The following is a 15,970-nucleotide window of genomic DNA, read 5'->3' on the forward strand; positions in this document are numbered from 1 at the left end:
GAAGGCGAACTTTGTTTGTGTAGCCGCCAATTCGATTCGGCGGGTTAAGATCGAATTTTTAATCCTAATCCGAGTCAGCGGCTTAACATCGGGTTTTCAACCCTAATTCGCTCCTATTTATAACCCCTATTTTTCTCCGACCAAATGCGGGTTGGTAGTCCCCAAACGTAGACAAATCCTTCGGCAGCTTTGTGATCGAATTCGTCCTCTGCGCCGTAGGTTGCTAAGTCGAAACTGTACAGTGAATTGTCAGATTTGCGGCCGACAATCGTCGCATTTCCTTTGAATAGTTTGAGCCGCACGGTTCCAGTGACTCGCTTTTGCGTGTCCTGAATAAATGCGTCTAAAGCGGTTTTCAAAGGATTGTACCAAAGACCGTTGTAAATCATTTGGCTGTAAGTTTCTTCGATGCCGCGCTTGTATCGCGTGACATCTGCTGTCAGGGTCAAACTTTCTAAGTCTTGGTGCGCGTGCATCAAAACTAAAATCGCTGGTGTTTCGTAAATTTCCCGCGATTTAATCCCGACTAAGCGGTTTTCAATCATGTCGATGCGCCCTACTCCGTGATTTCCAACTATTTCGTTGAGTTGGGAAATTAAGGCAACTGGTGATAAATCTTTGCCGTTTAAAGTGACAGGATTCCCGCAATCAAAACCGATTTCTAGGTATTCGGGTGTGTCGGGAGTTTGCTCGATCGCCTTTGTCATCAAATACACCTCTTCCGGCGGTTCCGCCCAAGGATCTTCGAGGATTCCGGCTTCAATTGCCATTCCCAATAAGTTGCGATCGATACTGTAAGGCGAAGACTTTTTCACTGGCGACGGAATGCCACATCTTTCGCCGTAGGCGATCGTTTCCTCGCGGCTCATTTTCCACTCCCGCGCCGGTGCTAAGATTTTAATCTTGGGGTTGAGCGCGCCGATCGACACATCGAACCGCACCTGATCGTTTCCTTTACCTGTGCAACCGTGGGCGATCGCATCTGCACCGTATTTTTCCGCAGCTTCTACTAACAATTTAGCAATCAGCGGGCGAGCCAGGGCAGTCGAAAGGGGATAACGGTTTTCGTAAAGTGCGTTAGCTTGAATTGCTGGAAACGCATAGTCTTTGACAAATTCTTCGGTAGCATCAATAACTAAAGATTCCGAAGCACCGGATGCTAAAGCTTTTTTGCGGATCGGTTCTAATTCGTCTCCCTGTCCCAAATCCGCAGCCAGAGTAATTACTTCTTCAACACCCCACTCGTTTTTGAGGTAAGGAATGCAGACGGAGGTATCGACTCCGCCGGAATATGCTAGGACAACTTTTTTAGCGCGACTCATGAAAATACTCGGTAAGTGGGAAACTCAGCGGCTTTGGCCCTGAGAGGGAAACGACACGAGCGGTTTTAACCGCCTACCCCTTTCGGGGCTAGACAAGTAGAGGAATGGTACTTGTCTAATCCCTGTATTGCCGGGAGCGCCTTGCCATTCCAGTAAAGTGAGCTTCGCCAATGTTTAAAGAGCTTTTTAGACTTGCAACACTGTTCCAGTGACCTTAGAACTGTTTAATTGCAAATGACAGAGCAGGAAACTAGCTACGCATTTCCGGGTGTCGTGACTCAACAAACATAGTCAGTTAAGACTTAGGCTGGTCAGTACGGCTTGCAGGAATTGCTCTTACAAGCCCAGTATCTTTTAGACCTGGGTTACTGACTGCTATTTACATCCTGAATTTAGATGTGATATTTAACCAACTTTGTATTATGCACCTAATTGAGATCGATTCTTGTCATAAATAGTACAGATTTATATATTCTTTTTTTGCTAAACTTGGCTATTTACCGGGGGAGTTGCTGCGAAAAATCTGCTACCGTGGGATACGGTAACTGTGGCGATGGGGAAAAAGCGTGTTTTTTAGTGTTGTGATTCCGACGTATAATCGTAAACCGATTTTGGCAAAATGTCTACTGGCTTTGGAAAATCAGCAGTTCGGTGAGATTGTCAGAGAGTATGAAGTAATTGTCGTGGACGACGGATCGACGGACGGGACGCTGGAGTGGTTGGTGGCAAATGCTGACTTGTTGCCCCATGTGCGATCGATCTGTCAATCTCATCAGGGCCCGGCGGCGGCGCGGAATTTGGGCGTTGAAGATGCTAAGGGCGATACGATTATTTTTATTGACAGCGATTTGGTGGTAACAGAGCATTTTTTGCAAGCACACGCCGATGCTTTACTACAGGGTTACAAAGATACTGATGCTGTTTTTACTTACGGCAGCGTGATTAATACTTGCAATTTCGACAATCCTACCTCAGAACCTTACAAAATAACCGATTTTTCAGCCGCTTATTTTGCTACGGGAAATGTGGCGATCGCCCGCCACTGGCTGCTGGCTGCTGGACTGTTTGACAATCGCTTTCAACTGTACGGATGGGAAGATCTAGAGTTGGGAGTTAGGTTAAAAAAATTAGGTTTGAAACTCATTAAATGTCCGGCTGCTGTCGGCTATCACTGGCATCCACCTTTTAGTTTAGAGCAAATTCCGGGCATGATTGACCGAGAAATTCAGCGCGGTAGAATGGGAGTTTTGTTTTATCAAAAACACCCAATTTGGGAAGTACGGATGATGATTCAAATGACTTTTTTGCACCAAATCCTATGGGGAGTTTTATCATTAGGTGGGATGCTGAACGAGCGAACTATGACTCCTTTTTTGCAGTGGTTGATTGACCAAGGCAAGCCGCAGTTAGCTCTAGAAATTGCTCGGATTTTTCTGAATTGGTATAACGTGAAAGCCGTGTACGCCGCTTGCGGGGAATTGCAGACCGAGACAAAGATACCATAAATCAGCCCGACAGCGCAAATAAAATATAAGATATTGTAGGAGTATTTCAGGGCCCATTGGTGTCAACTTAAGCTCAAATATAGTAAAGGCTTACTGTTTGACAATTATGCCTACACTGCCCTAGCGCTGCTAAAAATGGGGATTTAGGGAACTCAAGACTTGGATACAAACCAGAAAAACAAATAATTTTAGTCTTAAGTTGACACCCATGTTCCGGCCGATTTGAATTAACCTTTCCCGTGAGGATATCTACTGAAAAAGACACAAAAAAAGCCACCAGATAAAGGCAAGCAAAATCGGTTTATAGAAAGTGTACAAGCTTTACCTTTAATCAAAATTGCTTGCTTACCTGTGATTTGAGCAAGATAGGCTGTTTTCTCACTCGGCTCCGATAATTTTATCTACCAACATTTTCCAACGAGCATTAGTTTTGATATAATGACAGATAATTTAGGAGTGTGCTAGAGAGTCAATAGTTGTGCTGGTTTATCTGAGAGTGTTAGCTACAAGCGGTTAATGACTTTAAAAATATTCCCACATATACAACTTGAATAGTTTGAGGGTCTGCTGTGAATACAACTGACAATAAAAATCCAAGACTAGAAACACTTAGACTTCAAAACACTGTCTTACAAGAAAATATTTTAATGGTGGACGACCATCCAGAAAGCTTGCGGCTTTTATCCCAGCTTTTGTCTAAGCGGGGATATAAAGTGCGGCCGACACGAGATGGCAAATTGGCTCTTAACTTTGCTCTGTCGAGTCCACCAGACTTGATTTTGCTGGACATCATGATGCCCGGTATGGATGGCTATCAAGTCTGCGAACAGCTAAAAGCTTGTCCGCAAACCAAAGATATTCCTGTGATTTTTATTAGCTGTTTCGATGAAGTTTTTGATAAAGTCAAAGCTTTTTCACTGGGGGCGGCAGACTACATTACTAAACCCTTTCAAACAGAAGAAGTGGTGAGTCGCGTCGAAAATCAACTGCTTCTGAGCCGTCTTTATAAACAAACTTTAGCACAAAATGCGCGGCTGCAAGCAGAAATAGAAGAACGCAAGCGGATCGAAGCAGAACTCCGAGACAGCCAACGCTGGCTGTCGGCAATAATTCAAACACATCCTAATCTTTTGTACGTTTCCGATTTGATTGAACAGCGAACTCTGTATATCAACCGCGAAATCTATAGCGATATTGGCTACACCCTAGAAGAAATCCAGCAGATGGCAGGAGGATTTCTTCCTAAGTTAATACACCCTGAAGATTTGCCAGGATTCTCAGAACATCTGAGGAGGATTGAGGCAGCAAAAGACGGTGAAAGCTTTGAGTTTGAGTACCGAATTCAGCACAAAAATGGTGAATATCGCTGGTTTGTTAGCGTGGATACCGTGTTTGCCAGAACAGCCGACGACAAACCTTGGAAAATTTTGGGGACGGCTACTGAAATTAGCGATCGCAAACAAGCAGAACTCGAACTTAAAACAGCTTTAGCTGCTTTGGAACGGCAAATTAAGCAAAGATTTCTGCTAGAAACAATTACTCTGGAAATTCGCTACAGCTTAAAGCAGGAGCAAGTTTTTCAAACAGCGACGGCCCAAATTGGTCGTATTTTTAATGCGGATTGCTGCTTGTTTCACACCTACACAGAACACCCTATTCCCAGAATTGTTAATGTCGCTGAGTACAGAAAGTCCGCATCCAAATCCCTTTTAGATTTAGAAATACCCATAGATGGCAATCCTCACGTTCAGTTTTTATTATCCCAAGATCAAGCTGTAGTTTCTGACGATGTTTTTTCCGAACCGCTGCTAGAAAACGTCCGAGATTTGTGCGGTCAAATAGGTTTGAAGTCGATGATATCCATCCGCACTTCCTACCAGGGAAAAGCCAACGGAATGATATGCTTGCACCAGTACGATCGCCCGCGCCACTGGACACCAGATGAGATCGGATTATTGAAAACTGTGGCGGCACAAATGGGAATTGCGATCGCTCAAGCCAATCTTCTCGAACAAGATAAACAACAGCGACTTAAACTTCAACAAAGCGAAGCTAGTCTAGCAGCAGCCCAGAAAATTGCCCATATCGGCAGTTGGGAATTTGATTTGGTCACAAATAAAATCACTTGGTCAGAAGAAGTATTCCGCATTTTTGGTCTTGACTCAAGTGCAACTGAACCGACATCTGCCAAACTTTTAAAGATGTGTCATCCCGACGACAGAGAATTATTTCAACAAACAGTTAGCCTGACTATCTCACAAGGAATTTCCTACAAAAGAGAGTTCCGCTTTTTGCATCCTAGCGGTCAAATTATATACGTGGAAGGAAGGGGAGAAGCGGTTTTTAGCGAGACTGGGGAAGTAATCAAACTGTTGGGAACAGTGATGGATATTAGCGATCGCAAACAAGCCGAAGCAGCTTTGCAAATTAGCGAAGAACGTTTTTATCTGGCATTTGAAGGCAGTGCGATGGGATTGTGGGACTGGAATCTGGCCACGGGAGAAGTCTATTTTAATCCGCGGTGGAAAATGATGCTGGGATATGAAGTAGAGGAAATAGCAAATAGTTTTGCATCCTGGGAGAAACTGGTACATCCAGAGGATTTGTCTCCGGCTAAAGCAGCGCTAAATGCTCACCTCGAAGGCCAAAATCCTACTTACGAAGTGGAATTTAGGATGCTGACAAAATCCGGCGAGTGGAAGTGGATTTTAGCTCAAGCGAAGGTGATGGAACGCGACGCTTCGGGAAATCCTTTGCGGATGACGGGCACGCATATTGATATTAGCGATCGCAAACAAGCCGAAGTAGATTTGCAATTTAGTGAACAGCGAGAACGAGAAAAAGCGCAACAGTTAGAAAAAACTTTGGCTGACTTGAAAAAAGCTCAATCTCAGCTTATTCAATCAGAAAAAATGTCAAGTATTGGGCAAATGGTAGCGGGAGTAGCCCACGAAATTAATAACCCCATCAGCTTCATCTATGGCAATATTATTCCCGCCGCACAGTACGCTCGCGATTTGGTAAAATTGATCCATCTCTACCAGCAATACTATCCCGAACAAGTTCCAGAAATAGCCCAAGAATTGGCAGAAGTCGAGGTAGATTTCATTGCTGATGATTTCCCAAAAATCATGTCTTCAATGCAAGAAGGTGCTAACCGAATTAAGCAGATAGTGCTGTCTTTGAGAAACTTTTCGAGACTAGACGAAACAGAGCGCAAAGTAATAGACATTCATGAAGGGATAGAGAGCACTTTGGTGATTTTGCAGCACCGATTCCAGTCACAGCCAAAACGTCGGGAGATTCAAGTTATTAAAAATTACGGGAACCTGCCCAAAGTCGAGTGTTATCCGGCTCAATTAAACCAAGTATTTATGAATTTGCTGGTGAATGCGATCGACGCTGTGGAAGAGTCATCAGCAAACTGTACTTGCAAAGTTAACCAGATTCGCATTGTTACTGAAGTCAGCAGCGAAAATCAAGTGCGTGTGCGGATTTCTGACACCGGGCCCGGTATCCCTCCCGAAATTCAGTCAAGGATGTTTGACCCATTTTTTACTACCAAACCGATCGGCACCGGCACTGGTTTGGGGTTGTCGATTAGTTACCAAATTGTGAAAGACACCCACGGCGGTAAGTTGGAGTGTCATTCAGAAGTTGGCCGGGGAACAGAATTTGCGATCGAACTGCCAATTTCGCAAAAGTTAAAAGTTAAAAGTTAGGATAAGCTGTTAAATCAGGGGCGGTAAATTAACCATAATTTTTGTAGGGGCCAGTTCACCAACCATCTATAATATCAGCCAGAGATGAGCCTAAACCCACCCCGACCGTCAGATGGGGGGGAATTCAACGGATATTATATGAATCGTCTATCAGAACCTATTTTAGAGTGCGTCATAACCTGAGATTTTCTCCCGTATTTGCTGCGAACGGTCTGTCATTTAGTTTAATCTTATCTTAAACATGATATAATAAAAAGTTAGCCTTTTGAGGCTCCAGACGTGGAGCTGCTAAAATTAGTAGTGAATATTACAGTTGCTATTATACAAACTCTGTCAACATACGTCTGCTGTAGCGTCTACCACATTTTAACTGAATTATGACTGACTCAATTCGCTTCCTCATGTGTGCTCCCGACCACTACGATGTGGATTACGTGATTAATCCGTGGATGGAGGGAAATGTCCACAAATCATCGCGCGATCGCGCCGTCGAACAGTGGGAAAAACTTTACCACGTCCTCAAAGAAAACGCCGTGGTAGACCTCGTACCGCCCGCAAAAGGCTGGCCGGATATGGTTTTCACCGCCAACGCAGGCTTACTTTTAGGCAATACCTTCGTCCTCAGCCGTTTCTATCACAAAGAACGCCAAGGCGAAGAACCCTATTTCAAAGCATGGTTTGAAAGCAAAGGTTTCACCGTGCACGAACTCCCGAAAGACTTGCCGTTTGAGGGTGCGGGCGATGCTTTACTCGATCGCGAAGGACGCTGGTTGTGGGCCGGATACGGCTTCCGTTCCGAACTCGACTCGCACCCGTTACTAGCAAAATGGCTCAACATAGAAGTGCTTTCGCTGCGTTTAGTTGACGAACGTTTCTATCACCTAGACACCTGTTTTTGTCCTCTGACAGGCGGATATTTGCTCTACTATCCAGCAGCATTTGACTCGTATTCCAACCGCTTAATCGAAATGCGAGTTGCGCCGGAAAAACGCATTGCTATTGAAGAAGCAGATGCCGCAAATTTTGCCTGCAATGCGGTCAATATTGACAAAGTTGTGGTAATGAACAAGGTTAGCGAAGCCTTGAAAACGCGCATTACTCAGGCCGGTTTTCAAGTAATTGAAACGCCGATGAGCGAATTTCTGAAAGCGGGCGGCGCCTGTAAGTGTTTGACGCTGCGGGTAACGGAACCGGTGCAAGAAGATCGATCGGCAAACGTGATGGTAGAAAGCCGCACAATTCGCATGGAAGGTCACTTGCTGGATGCTGGTTTAATTAGTCGTGCTTTGGACTTAATTGTCGATCTCGGTGGCAGTTTCCAAGTGCTCAATTTCAATCTGGGAGAGCAGCGGCAAAGTACATCATCTGCCGACGTTAAAGTTTCGGCTCCTTCCCACGATGTGATGGAAGAAATGATGGGAATGCTGATTGACTTGGGTGCAGTGCCGCCACCACAAGAGATTTGCGACGCTATTTTAGAACCGGTAGTCCAAGATGGTGTCGGCCCAGACGACTTTTATGTAAGTACAATTTATCCCACGGAAGTGCGGGTAAATGGTCAGTGGGTGAAAGCGCAAAATCAGCGGATGGATGGAGCAGTTGCTATTACTGAAACCGCTGATGGCCCAGTGGCTAAATGCAAATTACTGCGAGATTTAAAAGTAGGAGAAAAAGTCGTTGTTGATGTGGTCGGCATCCGCACCATCCGCAAAACAGAATCGCGGGAACAGCGCAATTCGCAAGAATTTAGCTTTATGTCGGGCAGCGTTTCTAGCGAGCGGCGCGTAGAATTGGTCGTGGAACAAGTAGCGTGGGAATTGCGCCAAATTCGCGATCGGGGTGGCAAAGTTGTAGTTACTGCGGGGCCTGTTGTTATCCATACTGGCGGTGGCGAACATTTAGCGCATTTGATTCGCGAAGGTTACGTGCAAGCGCTGTTAGGTGGAAATGCGATCGCAGTTCACGACATGGAACAATCGAATATGGGAACCTCTTTAGGGGTTGACATGAAACGCGGTATTGCTGTGCGTGGCGGACACCGACATCACTTGAAAATAATTAACAGTGTGCGGCGCTACGGGAGTATTGCTAAAGCTGTTGAAGCAGGCCTGGTTACTAACGGTGTGATGTACGAATGCGTGAAGAACAATATACCGTTTTCGCTGGCTGGTTCGATCCGCGATGATGGCCCACTTCCCGACACGCAAATGGATTTAGTTAAGGCTCAAGAAGAATATACTGAGCTGTTACGTGGTGCGGATATGGTGTTAATGCTGTCGTCTATGCTGCACTCAATTGGTGTGGGAAATATGACGCCTGCGGGTGTGAAGATGGTCTGTGTGGACATTAATCCGGCGGTGGTGACGAAATTGAGCGATCGGGGGTCGATCGAGTCTATTGGAGTTGTTACCGATGTGGGATTGTTCCTAAGTTTGTTGGTTAATCAATTGGATAAATTGACCAGCCGCCATCATGTAGCTCAATCTGTTTAGATTTAGCGAGTAGGGTGTGTTTTGAAACCCGGAGATCCCCCCTAGCCCCCCTTAATAAGGGGGGGACTGGAAGCACTCTTTCGTCCCCCTTTTTAAGGGGGATTTAGGGGGATTGAGACTAGGCTACAACCCTGAGTTAGAGTACGAAATTCCTATAAATGTTGAGGCAAACAGCAATGGTACAGGAATTAATAGACCTCAGAAATTGTATTTTAGAAGGCAGGAAGGAAGATGCTCTAGCAATTGTCGATGAATTAGAGGGCATGAGCAAACAAGCAACTCTGCGGAATATCGGGTCTTTTTTATTGATTCTGCTAATCCACCTCATTAAAAATCAAGTAGAACAGCGTTTAACAAATTCTTGGGCCGCTTCTATTGCAAATTCTGTCCGAGGTATTAAAAAGCTCAATCTCAAAGATAATAAAACATCCTACTATATCAATTCCTCGGAGTGGTGGTCTTTTATAGAAGATGAACTAGAAGCGGCTATTCGTGAGGCTAGCCGGGAAGTGTTGGAAGGAAAGTTAAGCCGTGCTCAACTCAATCAAAGAGTGGACAGAGAGCAAATTATGGCGATCGCAACTGGGCTACTGTCTCTGACATACACTTATTCTAGAGGTGAATTCGAGGATGCGATCGATGAGCATTTAGCTGACTTGCCTGGTGGTGAAGACTGGAATTAAGAGATTTAACCGCAGAGGGCGCAGAGAACGCAGAGGGAGATCCCAGAGAGATGAATAATTCCGATGAAGCGCGGATTTGATATTGATATTCCAATAAAAAACCTCAGACCCGCAAGTCTGAGGACCGGAGTTCCTGAAAATCGTCACTTCTTACTATTGTCGCTAACAAACACCCGAACATACAAGAGGGGTGCAACCCAGCAGGACAGCTTGTGGCAGATAGAGATTGCTTCGTGACTCGGAAGGCGAAAGCAATTTTTAACTCAACACTTCACAAAAGCAAAACAATTCTTCTCGCCATTTTCAGATCTGAGTTGATAATTATTGCTTTAGGATGGCAGTCTGTCCTCGATCGCAATATAAGGCTCACCGTGAGTGCCCGTATATATTTGAGTCGGGCGGTAAATGCGGTTTGCCTCTAGCTGTTCCTTCCAGTGGGCCAACCAGCCAGCAACGCGGGCGATCGCAAAAACTGGTGTAAATAAGTCGATCGGAATTCCCATTTTTCGGTAAACCAGACCCGAATAGAAATCTACATTTGCATAAATTCCTTTGTGACCCAATTTCTCCTCAACCACTTCTTCCAACTCGACAGCAATGTCGTAATAATCGTCGTGACCGAAGTTCTCAAATAACTGTTCTGCTAACCCTTGGAGAATAGTTGCTCTCGGATCTTTCACCTTGTAAACTCGGTGACCGAAACCCATGATTTTGTCCTTGTTTGCAACGCACTTCTCGACAAAAGGCCGCACATTTTCTACCGAACCAATTTGCTCCAACATATCAATCACTTCTTCATTAGCTCCCCCGTGCAGCGGCCCCGCCAAAGTGCCAACTGCTGAAGCAATTACCCCGTAAGGGTCTGTCAGCGTCGAAGCTGTTACCATTGCCGAAAATGTAGAGGCATTAATTGTATGTTCAGCGTGGAGAGTCAGACAAGTGTCAAAAATGCTAGCTAACAGTGGATCGGGTTCTTGCTCGTTGAGCATATAAAGAAAGTTAGCCGAGTAGTCCAAGTCATCCCTCGGCCGCACCGGGTCATTTCCCCGTCGCATTTGCTGGAACGCTGCTACCATTGTGGGAATCTTAGCTAGCAGTCGCACTACAGCTTCTCGAATGTATGCTGGGTTAGCCAGGGCTCTGCGAGAGTAGAACAAGCCCAAGGCGGCCGCTGAAGCTTGCAGGGCGTCCATGGGATGTCCTCTTTCTGGAAAGCATTTCATCATGTCCCGGATGCGATATTTGATCCGGCGGTGATAGCGAATTTCATGCTCGAAAGCTTCTAGTTCTTCCTTTGTCGGAAGTACCCCCCAGATTAATAAATATGAAGTTTCGAGAAAGGAGCTTTTGAGTGCCAGTTCCTCGATGCTAATCCCGCGATATTCCAGCAACCCTTTTTGTCCATCGACGTAGCTAATGCTGGACAAGGTGGCGGGAACACCTTCTAAACCTGGTTTGAATTCGCCGACGACCATTGCGATACCGTTTTATGTGAGTTCAATCTACTAAAAGTACATTACCAGAAACGAAGATAGTGTCACAGTCTTGACAAATAATCATTTAATTGGGGTTCAGAAACCGGGTTTTTCAACAGATAGCCCGATCGCCCCGCTGCGTATTGTCGCCCCTCAAACCCGGTTTCGCCGTGCCAGAATGCGGTTTTAAGAGGGCTGGCGCGTCCTGTTAATGTCGGGGCGGTTCGCTGTTTCTAGGGGAGCAAAAACTTGGGCGCAGTTAGCCAAAACATTTGGCTGCGGCCCACTGGGGAGCCTGTTTCGGGGAGGATTAAGCCGATGATACCTGCTTTTTTGAGAATCAGGGCATCTTGCGATCGAGCCCAAAGCAAAGTTTCTGCCCAGTTGCCCAAATCGGGTTGGTGGCCCACCAGGGCCAAGCTGCGGCTACCTATTTCCTGCCACTGTTTGTACCACTCCAGCCAGTTCCCGATGTCTCCTGAAGGTGCGAGGGTGGCGGATTCTTCTATTTGGGAACTCAAACCGACTGTTTGCAGGATTTGGGCGGTTTGCTGGGCCCGCAGTAGGGGACTGGTGAGAATCAGGTCAAACTGAATTTCGAGTTCGTACAGCCGTTGGGCAATTTTCCTGGTTTTACGATCGCCCTCTTTAGTCAGGGGGCGTTCTGAGTCTGTATCATATTCTTCGGGTGCGGCGGCGATACCGTGCCGGATCAGATAAATAACCATATATCAATACTTCCAGGCATTGGGTCCCGTTTTTCTAGGAGCTGTCTAGGATATACCTACCTTTTGCCTATTCTACAACTGTATTGAAATCTGGCGCTGTCATCTGGTTGGCGCTTGTGTAGCGATCGCGCCCTTGTCGTTTCGCATCATATAATGCTCGATCGGCGAGGGCAATGAGTTCATCCGGTGATGTTTCCGCAGTGGGAATCACAGTTGCAATTCCCATGCTAACAGTCACGATCGAGCTCACCTCAGATTGCTCGTGAGGGATTCCCAAATCTCGGATTGCCTCTCGGATCGACTCAGCAACCGCAATCGCGCCATCTGCATCCGTATTCGGTAGGATAGCAGCGAATTCTTCGCCCCCGTAACGTGCAAACAGATCCGATGAACGTTTAACCGCTTGTGCAGCCGATGAAGCCACTTTTACTAAACAAATATCCCCAGCTTGATGTCCGTAGCAATCGTTATATCGCTTGAAATAATCTACATCCAACATAATCAACGAAAGCTGTTGTTTCCCCTGCATCAGCCGGTGCCATTCCGACTGCAATTGCTCATCGAAACAGCGACGGTTTGCTACTTGTGTTAACCCATCTGTCGTAGCAATTAATCTTTCTTGTTCCGCCCGGTGTCTGAGCATCTCCTCGGCCCGCTTGCGTTCTGTAATATCAGCAAAAGTTGTTACTACCCCATAGGGTTGAGACTGATTCATCTGGAACAGCGGTTGCGAATTAATCGAAATCCAAGTCAGCGTTTTATCCGATTTCTGAATGCCCATCACCACATTTGATACGGGTTTTCCCGTCCGTAGGGTAATCATTGCCGGATGCTGTTGGCAAGGGAAAGGAGAGCCATCTTCGTGAACGGTTCGCCAGTCTAAATCTATGGATGTACGCCCCATCAGTTGTTCGGGGGTCAGTCCGAGAATCCTTCCGGCACTAGCATTACAGGTAGTAATTTGTCCGTCTGCTAGCTGAAGTACGACGCCTTCAGTCATGCTTGTAATCACAGAACGATACCGTTCCTCGCTCTCCTGTAATTGACTCAGGAGAATGTTTTTAGCCTCAAACTCTGAAGCCAGATGCAGGCTACCCGCCAAAAACCCGGCCATCAGTTGTAAGGTATGAATATCTGACTCTGTAAAGGCACAGGGTCTAGCGGAAACAACTTTTAAGACGCCAACCCGATCGTCCTGATAGAACAAGGGAACAACCACCAGTGACCGGATACCAATGCGCTGACAGACAGACTGCTCCACCCGTGCATCGGTTTGTGAATCATCACAAAGCATAATTTGGCCGGTCGCAATACATTGTCCCGATAAACTTGTCCCTACTTTCATCCGTAATCCAACATAGGTGCTGGCGATACCGCTGGCTGCCCGATACACCAACTCATCCCCTTCCAAGATTTCAATCACGGCCCCATCGGCACCGATCAATTTTTGAGTTCGATCGTTAATCACCGCCATCACTGCATCCAGGTTAGGATTGCGGATGGCGATTTCCTGTTGGGTGGCAATCACCACAGCCAGACGCCCGAACTCTTGCTGTAATGCTGCTTCTGCTTGCTTGCGATCGGTGATATCCTTCATAAAGCAGTGATGCCCGATCGATCGCTCCTGCGAGTCGTAGGCTGCCAACATCACCACCTGCTTGTAAAAAATCGAACCATCTTTCCTGATACCCCGGGCCTCAACTTCCACTCGGCCCTCGGCTAGCATTTTTTGATAAGCCGTCATCATCCTGTGGCAGTCGTCGGGATGAACTGTTTTCTGCCAATTCATACCAACCATTTCTTCAGGCTGATAACCCGCTATATTGGCGTAGGCTTGATTAACGGTGAGGTAGCGTCCGAAAACATCCAGTCGCGAGATGCCTTCCACAGCATTAGCAAGAGCTGTACTCATTTCTCTGAGTTCTGTTTCCGCCTGGACAATATCCGTAATGTCTTGAGATGTACCAAACAACCGAATGACTTTTCCCTCTGCATTGAGTTGAACCTGTCCTCTGGCTTCGGTATGGCGGATAGAACCATTCGGGCCCACGATTCTAAGGCGCAATAGATAAGGCTCTCCGTGAGTGAGCGCTCGTTGAACTACCCGGTGTAGCTGTTTGGCACTTTCGGGATGGTAAAGCCGCAAGTTTTCTTCATAAGTAGGTTCGCCTAGGGCCCTAGATCGTCCCAAAATCTCGAATAGTTCGGGAGACCAGGTAATTTTACCCGTAATCACGTCCCACTCCCAGTTACCGATGTGGGCAACCCGCTGGGCTTCTGACAACCGGGTTTCACTCTTTTGCAGGGCTGTTTCTGTCTGCTGGCGGTCGGTAATGTCCTTTTCGTTCACGAGCAACATCGGGTTGCCTGTTACCGGGTCGTTGGTACACCGCACGTCCATCCCATGCCAGCGAATTCCCGCCAGAGTAATCACTTGAGCCTCCGTGCTAAATACCTCACCGGACTGAAGAACTGCCATTGCTCGCTCTGCTACCTGAGAGTCAACAAAGTGACTCACAAAAGCATTATCTGTCGCAGAGCCACGGTGCAGCGCCTCCCCGTAACAGCGCAAGGCCGCCGGGTTTTGCAGCAGCGGCACACCTTCGAGGGTGTATAGCGAAACCATCAGTGTGGTGTGTCGGATTGCCTCGATCGATCGCAGGGTTTCTGGTTCGATTTGAGGAGCGGTTTCGACCTTACCCTCGACCAGGATTGCCAAACGCCCGCTATCAATCCTGATGCCAGAGCACCGACAGCCGACAGAAACAGCCTCACCGGCCGGGTAAAACGTCCACTGCTCGGACAAGGTTTGGCCTTGCTCAAACTGCTGCAGATAGCTCTGCAAGCGAATCCGAGTAGACTCTGACAACATATCCCTAAAGTTGCGGATCGCGAGTTGCTGGCGCGTCGAAGCATTCCAGAGGTACAAGGAAGCTTGGTTTGCCCACGGCATTTGCCAATCCTCAATATCAAATATCCAGATCGGGTTTTGCAACAAGTCAAAGGCTTTGAGGTGGACAATATCGCCGCTCAGGGAACAGGCCAAGTCTGGTGGTAGACAATTTTGATGACTGACTCTGGGCGCGCTTTCTGTATTGGGATCAGTTTGATTCGGTGCTGTTTCGAGTTCCGGCGGTTGATTTGGTGGCAGCACCGGGGGGTGAGATTCCAAGTGCCATATCTTCAACCCGATCTGCATTGCAACCTGTTGCAGGATCTCAAGGTCGAGAGGTTCCCACTGACGCGGACTTCGGCATTGATGAGCAATCAACAGTCCCCAAAGCTTCGGAGATTGCTGTTGTTGGCCATCTAGAAAGATTGGCGCAACTAAATTTGCCTGAACTTGGATGCGATCGAGCAATTCGACATCACAAGCTTGAAGATCACCAGCGTGAATATCAGAAATGCTGCTCGTTTGTCCCTGGCTGTAACGATCTACCCAGGTGGCTTCTAAGCAAGGATCATAAATCTGTTTTCCTAGGGTTGGCGGCCACTGAGCATCAACCGATTCTGCAAATACTACGCCATCTCTATGCGATAGGAAGCGATAAATAATTACGCGATCGGTTTGCAGCAGCACCCTGGTTTCTTCTAGCACACATTGCAAAATTGTCTCCAGAGCCACGAACTCGTTGATTTTAAGTGCAATTTCTGAAACTTTTTCTAGGCTTTTCTCTAACGACCAAGAGAAAGTCTGTTTTGTAGACATCTCCGTGTTCCTTGTTTTTTTAAGCTATTTTCTACTATCCTAACCCGCGGCAAATAAATATAATAATTTGTTTGAAATTGTAGGAATCGCTACATGGGCTTAGGAAAAAAACCATATTTATGTGAAAAGCAAAACTTTTTTTGACTGCTACAATTACTTTTTTCATATCATTTAGCCAATGGCTTAGGTTGTTGGGTATCTATTTTGATTCTTTTCAAGGTTTTTTTTACTAATTATTATCGAAACTTTCCTGCACCAACTATAACAAATTGTGATTGATTTAGCGAACAAACACTAAAATATTAAAAAATCAACCTTGCATAATTGTTAAAAA

General features: G+C 46.4%; 8 protein-coding genes. 4 read left to right on the forward strand and 4 right to left on the reverse strand.

Annotated features, from left to right (window positions below; genetic code table 11):
• Positions 1-113: 113 nt before the first annotated feature.
• The gene (locus QUA34_RS08650) at positions 114-1,322 is read right to left on the reverse strand and encodes an argininosuccinate synthase (protein ID WP_333329484.1); all 1,209 of its coding nucleotides are present in this window, start codon (positions 1,320-1,322) and stop codon (positions 114-116) included.
• A 566-nt stretch (positions 1,323-1,888) separates the two neighbouring features.
• Between QUA34_RS08650 and QUA34_RS08655 the strand changes: the two genes are divergently transcribed.
• From QUA34_RS08655 to QUA34_RS08670, 4 genes are all read left to right on the forward strand, one after another.
• A complete protein-coding gene (locus tag QUA34_RS08655; protein ID WP_333329481.1) occupies positions 1,889-2,827 on the forward strand; it encodes a glycosyltransferase in 939 nt (312 codons plus the stop codon).
• 569 nt (positions 2,828-3,396) lie between these two features.
• The gene (locus QUA34_RS08660) at positions 3,397-6,549 is read left to right on the forward strand and encodes a PAS domain-containing protein (RefSeq protein ID WP_333329478.1); all 3,153 of its coding nucleotides are present in this window, start codon (positions 3,397-3,399) and stop codon (positions 6,547-6,549) included.
• 377 nt (positions 6,550-6,926) lie between these two features.
• Positions 6,927-9,041 carry a bifunctional arginine dihydrolase/ornithine cyclodeaminase gene (gene argZ, locus QUA34_RS08665; protein ID WP_333329475.1) on the forward strand — a complete coding sequence of 705 codons (2,115 nt, stop codon included), beginning with the start codon at positions 6,927-6,929 and terminating at the stop codon, positions 9,039-9,041.
• A 176-nt stretch (positions 9,042-9,217) separates the two neighbouring features.
• The gene (locus QUA34_RS08670; RefSeq protein ID WP_333329472.1) at positions 9,218-9,724 is read left to right on the forward strand and encodes a DUF29 family protein; all 507 of its coding nucleotides are present in this window, start codon (positions 9,218-9,220) and stop codon (positions 9,722-9,724) included.
• A 329-nt stretch (positions 9,725-10,053) separates the two neighbouring features.
• On the opposite strand, the gene QUA34_RS08675 is transcribed toward QUA34_RS08670, so the two are convergent.
• From QUA34_RS08675 to QUA34_RS08685, 3 genes are all read right to left on the reverse strand, one after another.
• Positions 10,054-11,199 carry a citrate synthase gene (locus QUA34_RS08675; protein WP_333082657.1) on the reverse strand — a complete coding sequence of 382 codons (1,146 nt, stop codon included), beginning with the start codon at positions 11,197-11,199 and terminating at the stop codon, positions 10,054-10,056.
• 233 nt (positions 11,200-11,432) lie between these two features.
• Positions 11,433-11,927, reverse strand: coding sequence for a phosphohistidine phosphatase SixA (sixA, locus tag QUA34_RS08680; RefSeq protein WP_333224681.1), 495 nt, complete (start codon positions 11,925-11,927; stop codon positions 11,433-11,435).
• 67 nt (positions 11,928-11,994) lie between these two features.
• The gene (locus tag QUA34_RS08685) at positions 11,995-15,636 is read right to left on the reverse strand and encodes a diguanylate cyclase domain-containing protein (RefSeq protein WP_333385700.1); all 3,642 of its coding nucleotides are present in this window, start codon (positions 15,634-15,636) and stop codon (positions 11,995-11,997) included.
• Positions 15,637-15,970: the final 334 nt, after the last annotated feature.

The sequence above is a fragment of the Microcoleus sp. POL10_C6 genome (genome assembly GCF_036701585.1).
Taxonomy (GTDB): Bacteria; Cyanobacteriota; Cyanobacteriia; order Cyanobacteriales; family Microcoleaceae; genus Microcoleus.

Bases quoted from the DNA above. Each gene is read 5' to 3' on its own strand.
- QUA34_RS08650 (WP_333329484.1), bottom strand. From the start codon at position 1,322: ATGAGTCGCGCTAAAAAAGTTGTCCTAGCATATTCCGGCGGAGTCGAT.
- argZ (WP_333329475.1), top strand. From the start codon at position 6,927: ATGACTGACTCAATTCGCTTCCTCATGTGTGCTCCCGACCACTACGAT.
- QUA34_RS08670 (WP_333329472.1), top strand. From the start codon at position 9,218: ATGGTACAGGAATTAATAGACCTCAGAAATTGTATTTTAGAAGGCAGG.
- QUA34_RS08675 (WP_333082657.1), bottom strand. From the start codon at position 11,199: ATGGTCGTCGGCGAATTCAAACCAGGTTTAGAAGGTGTTCCCGCCACC.
- sixA (WP_333224681.1), bottom strand. From the start codon at position 11,927: ATGGTTATTTATCTGATCCGGCACGGTATCGCCGCCGCACCCGAAGAA.
- QUA34_RS08685 (WP_333385700.1), bottom strand. From the start codon at position 15,636: ATGTCTACAAAACAGACTTTCTCTTGGTCGTTAGAGAAAAGCCTAGAA.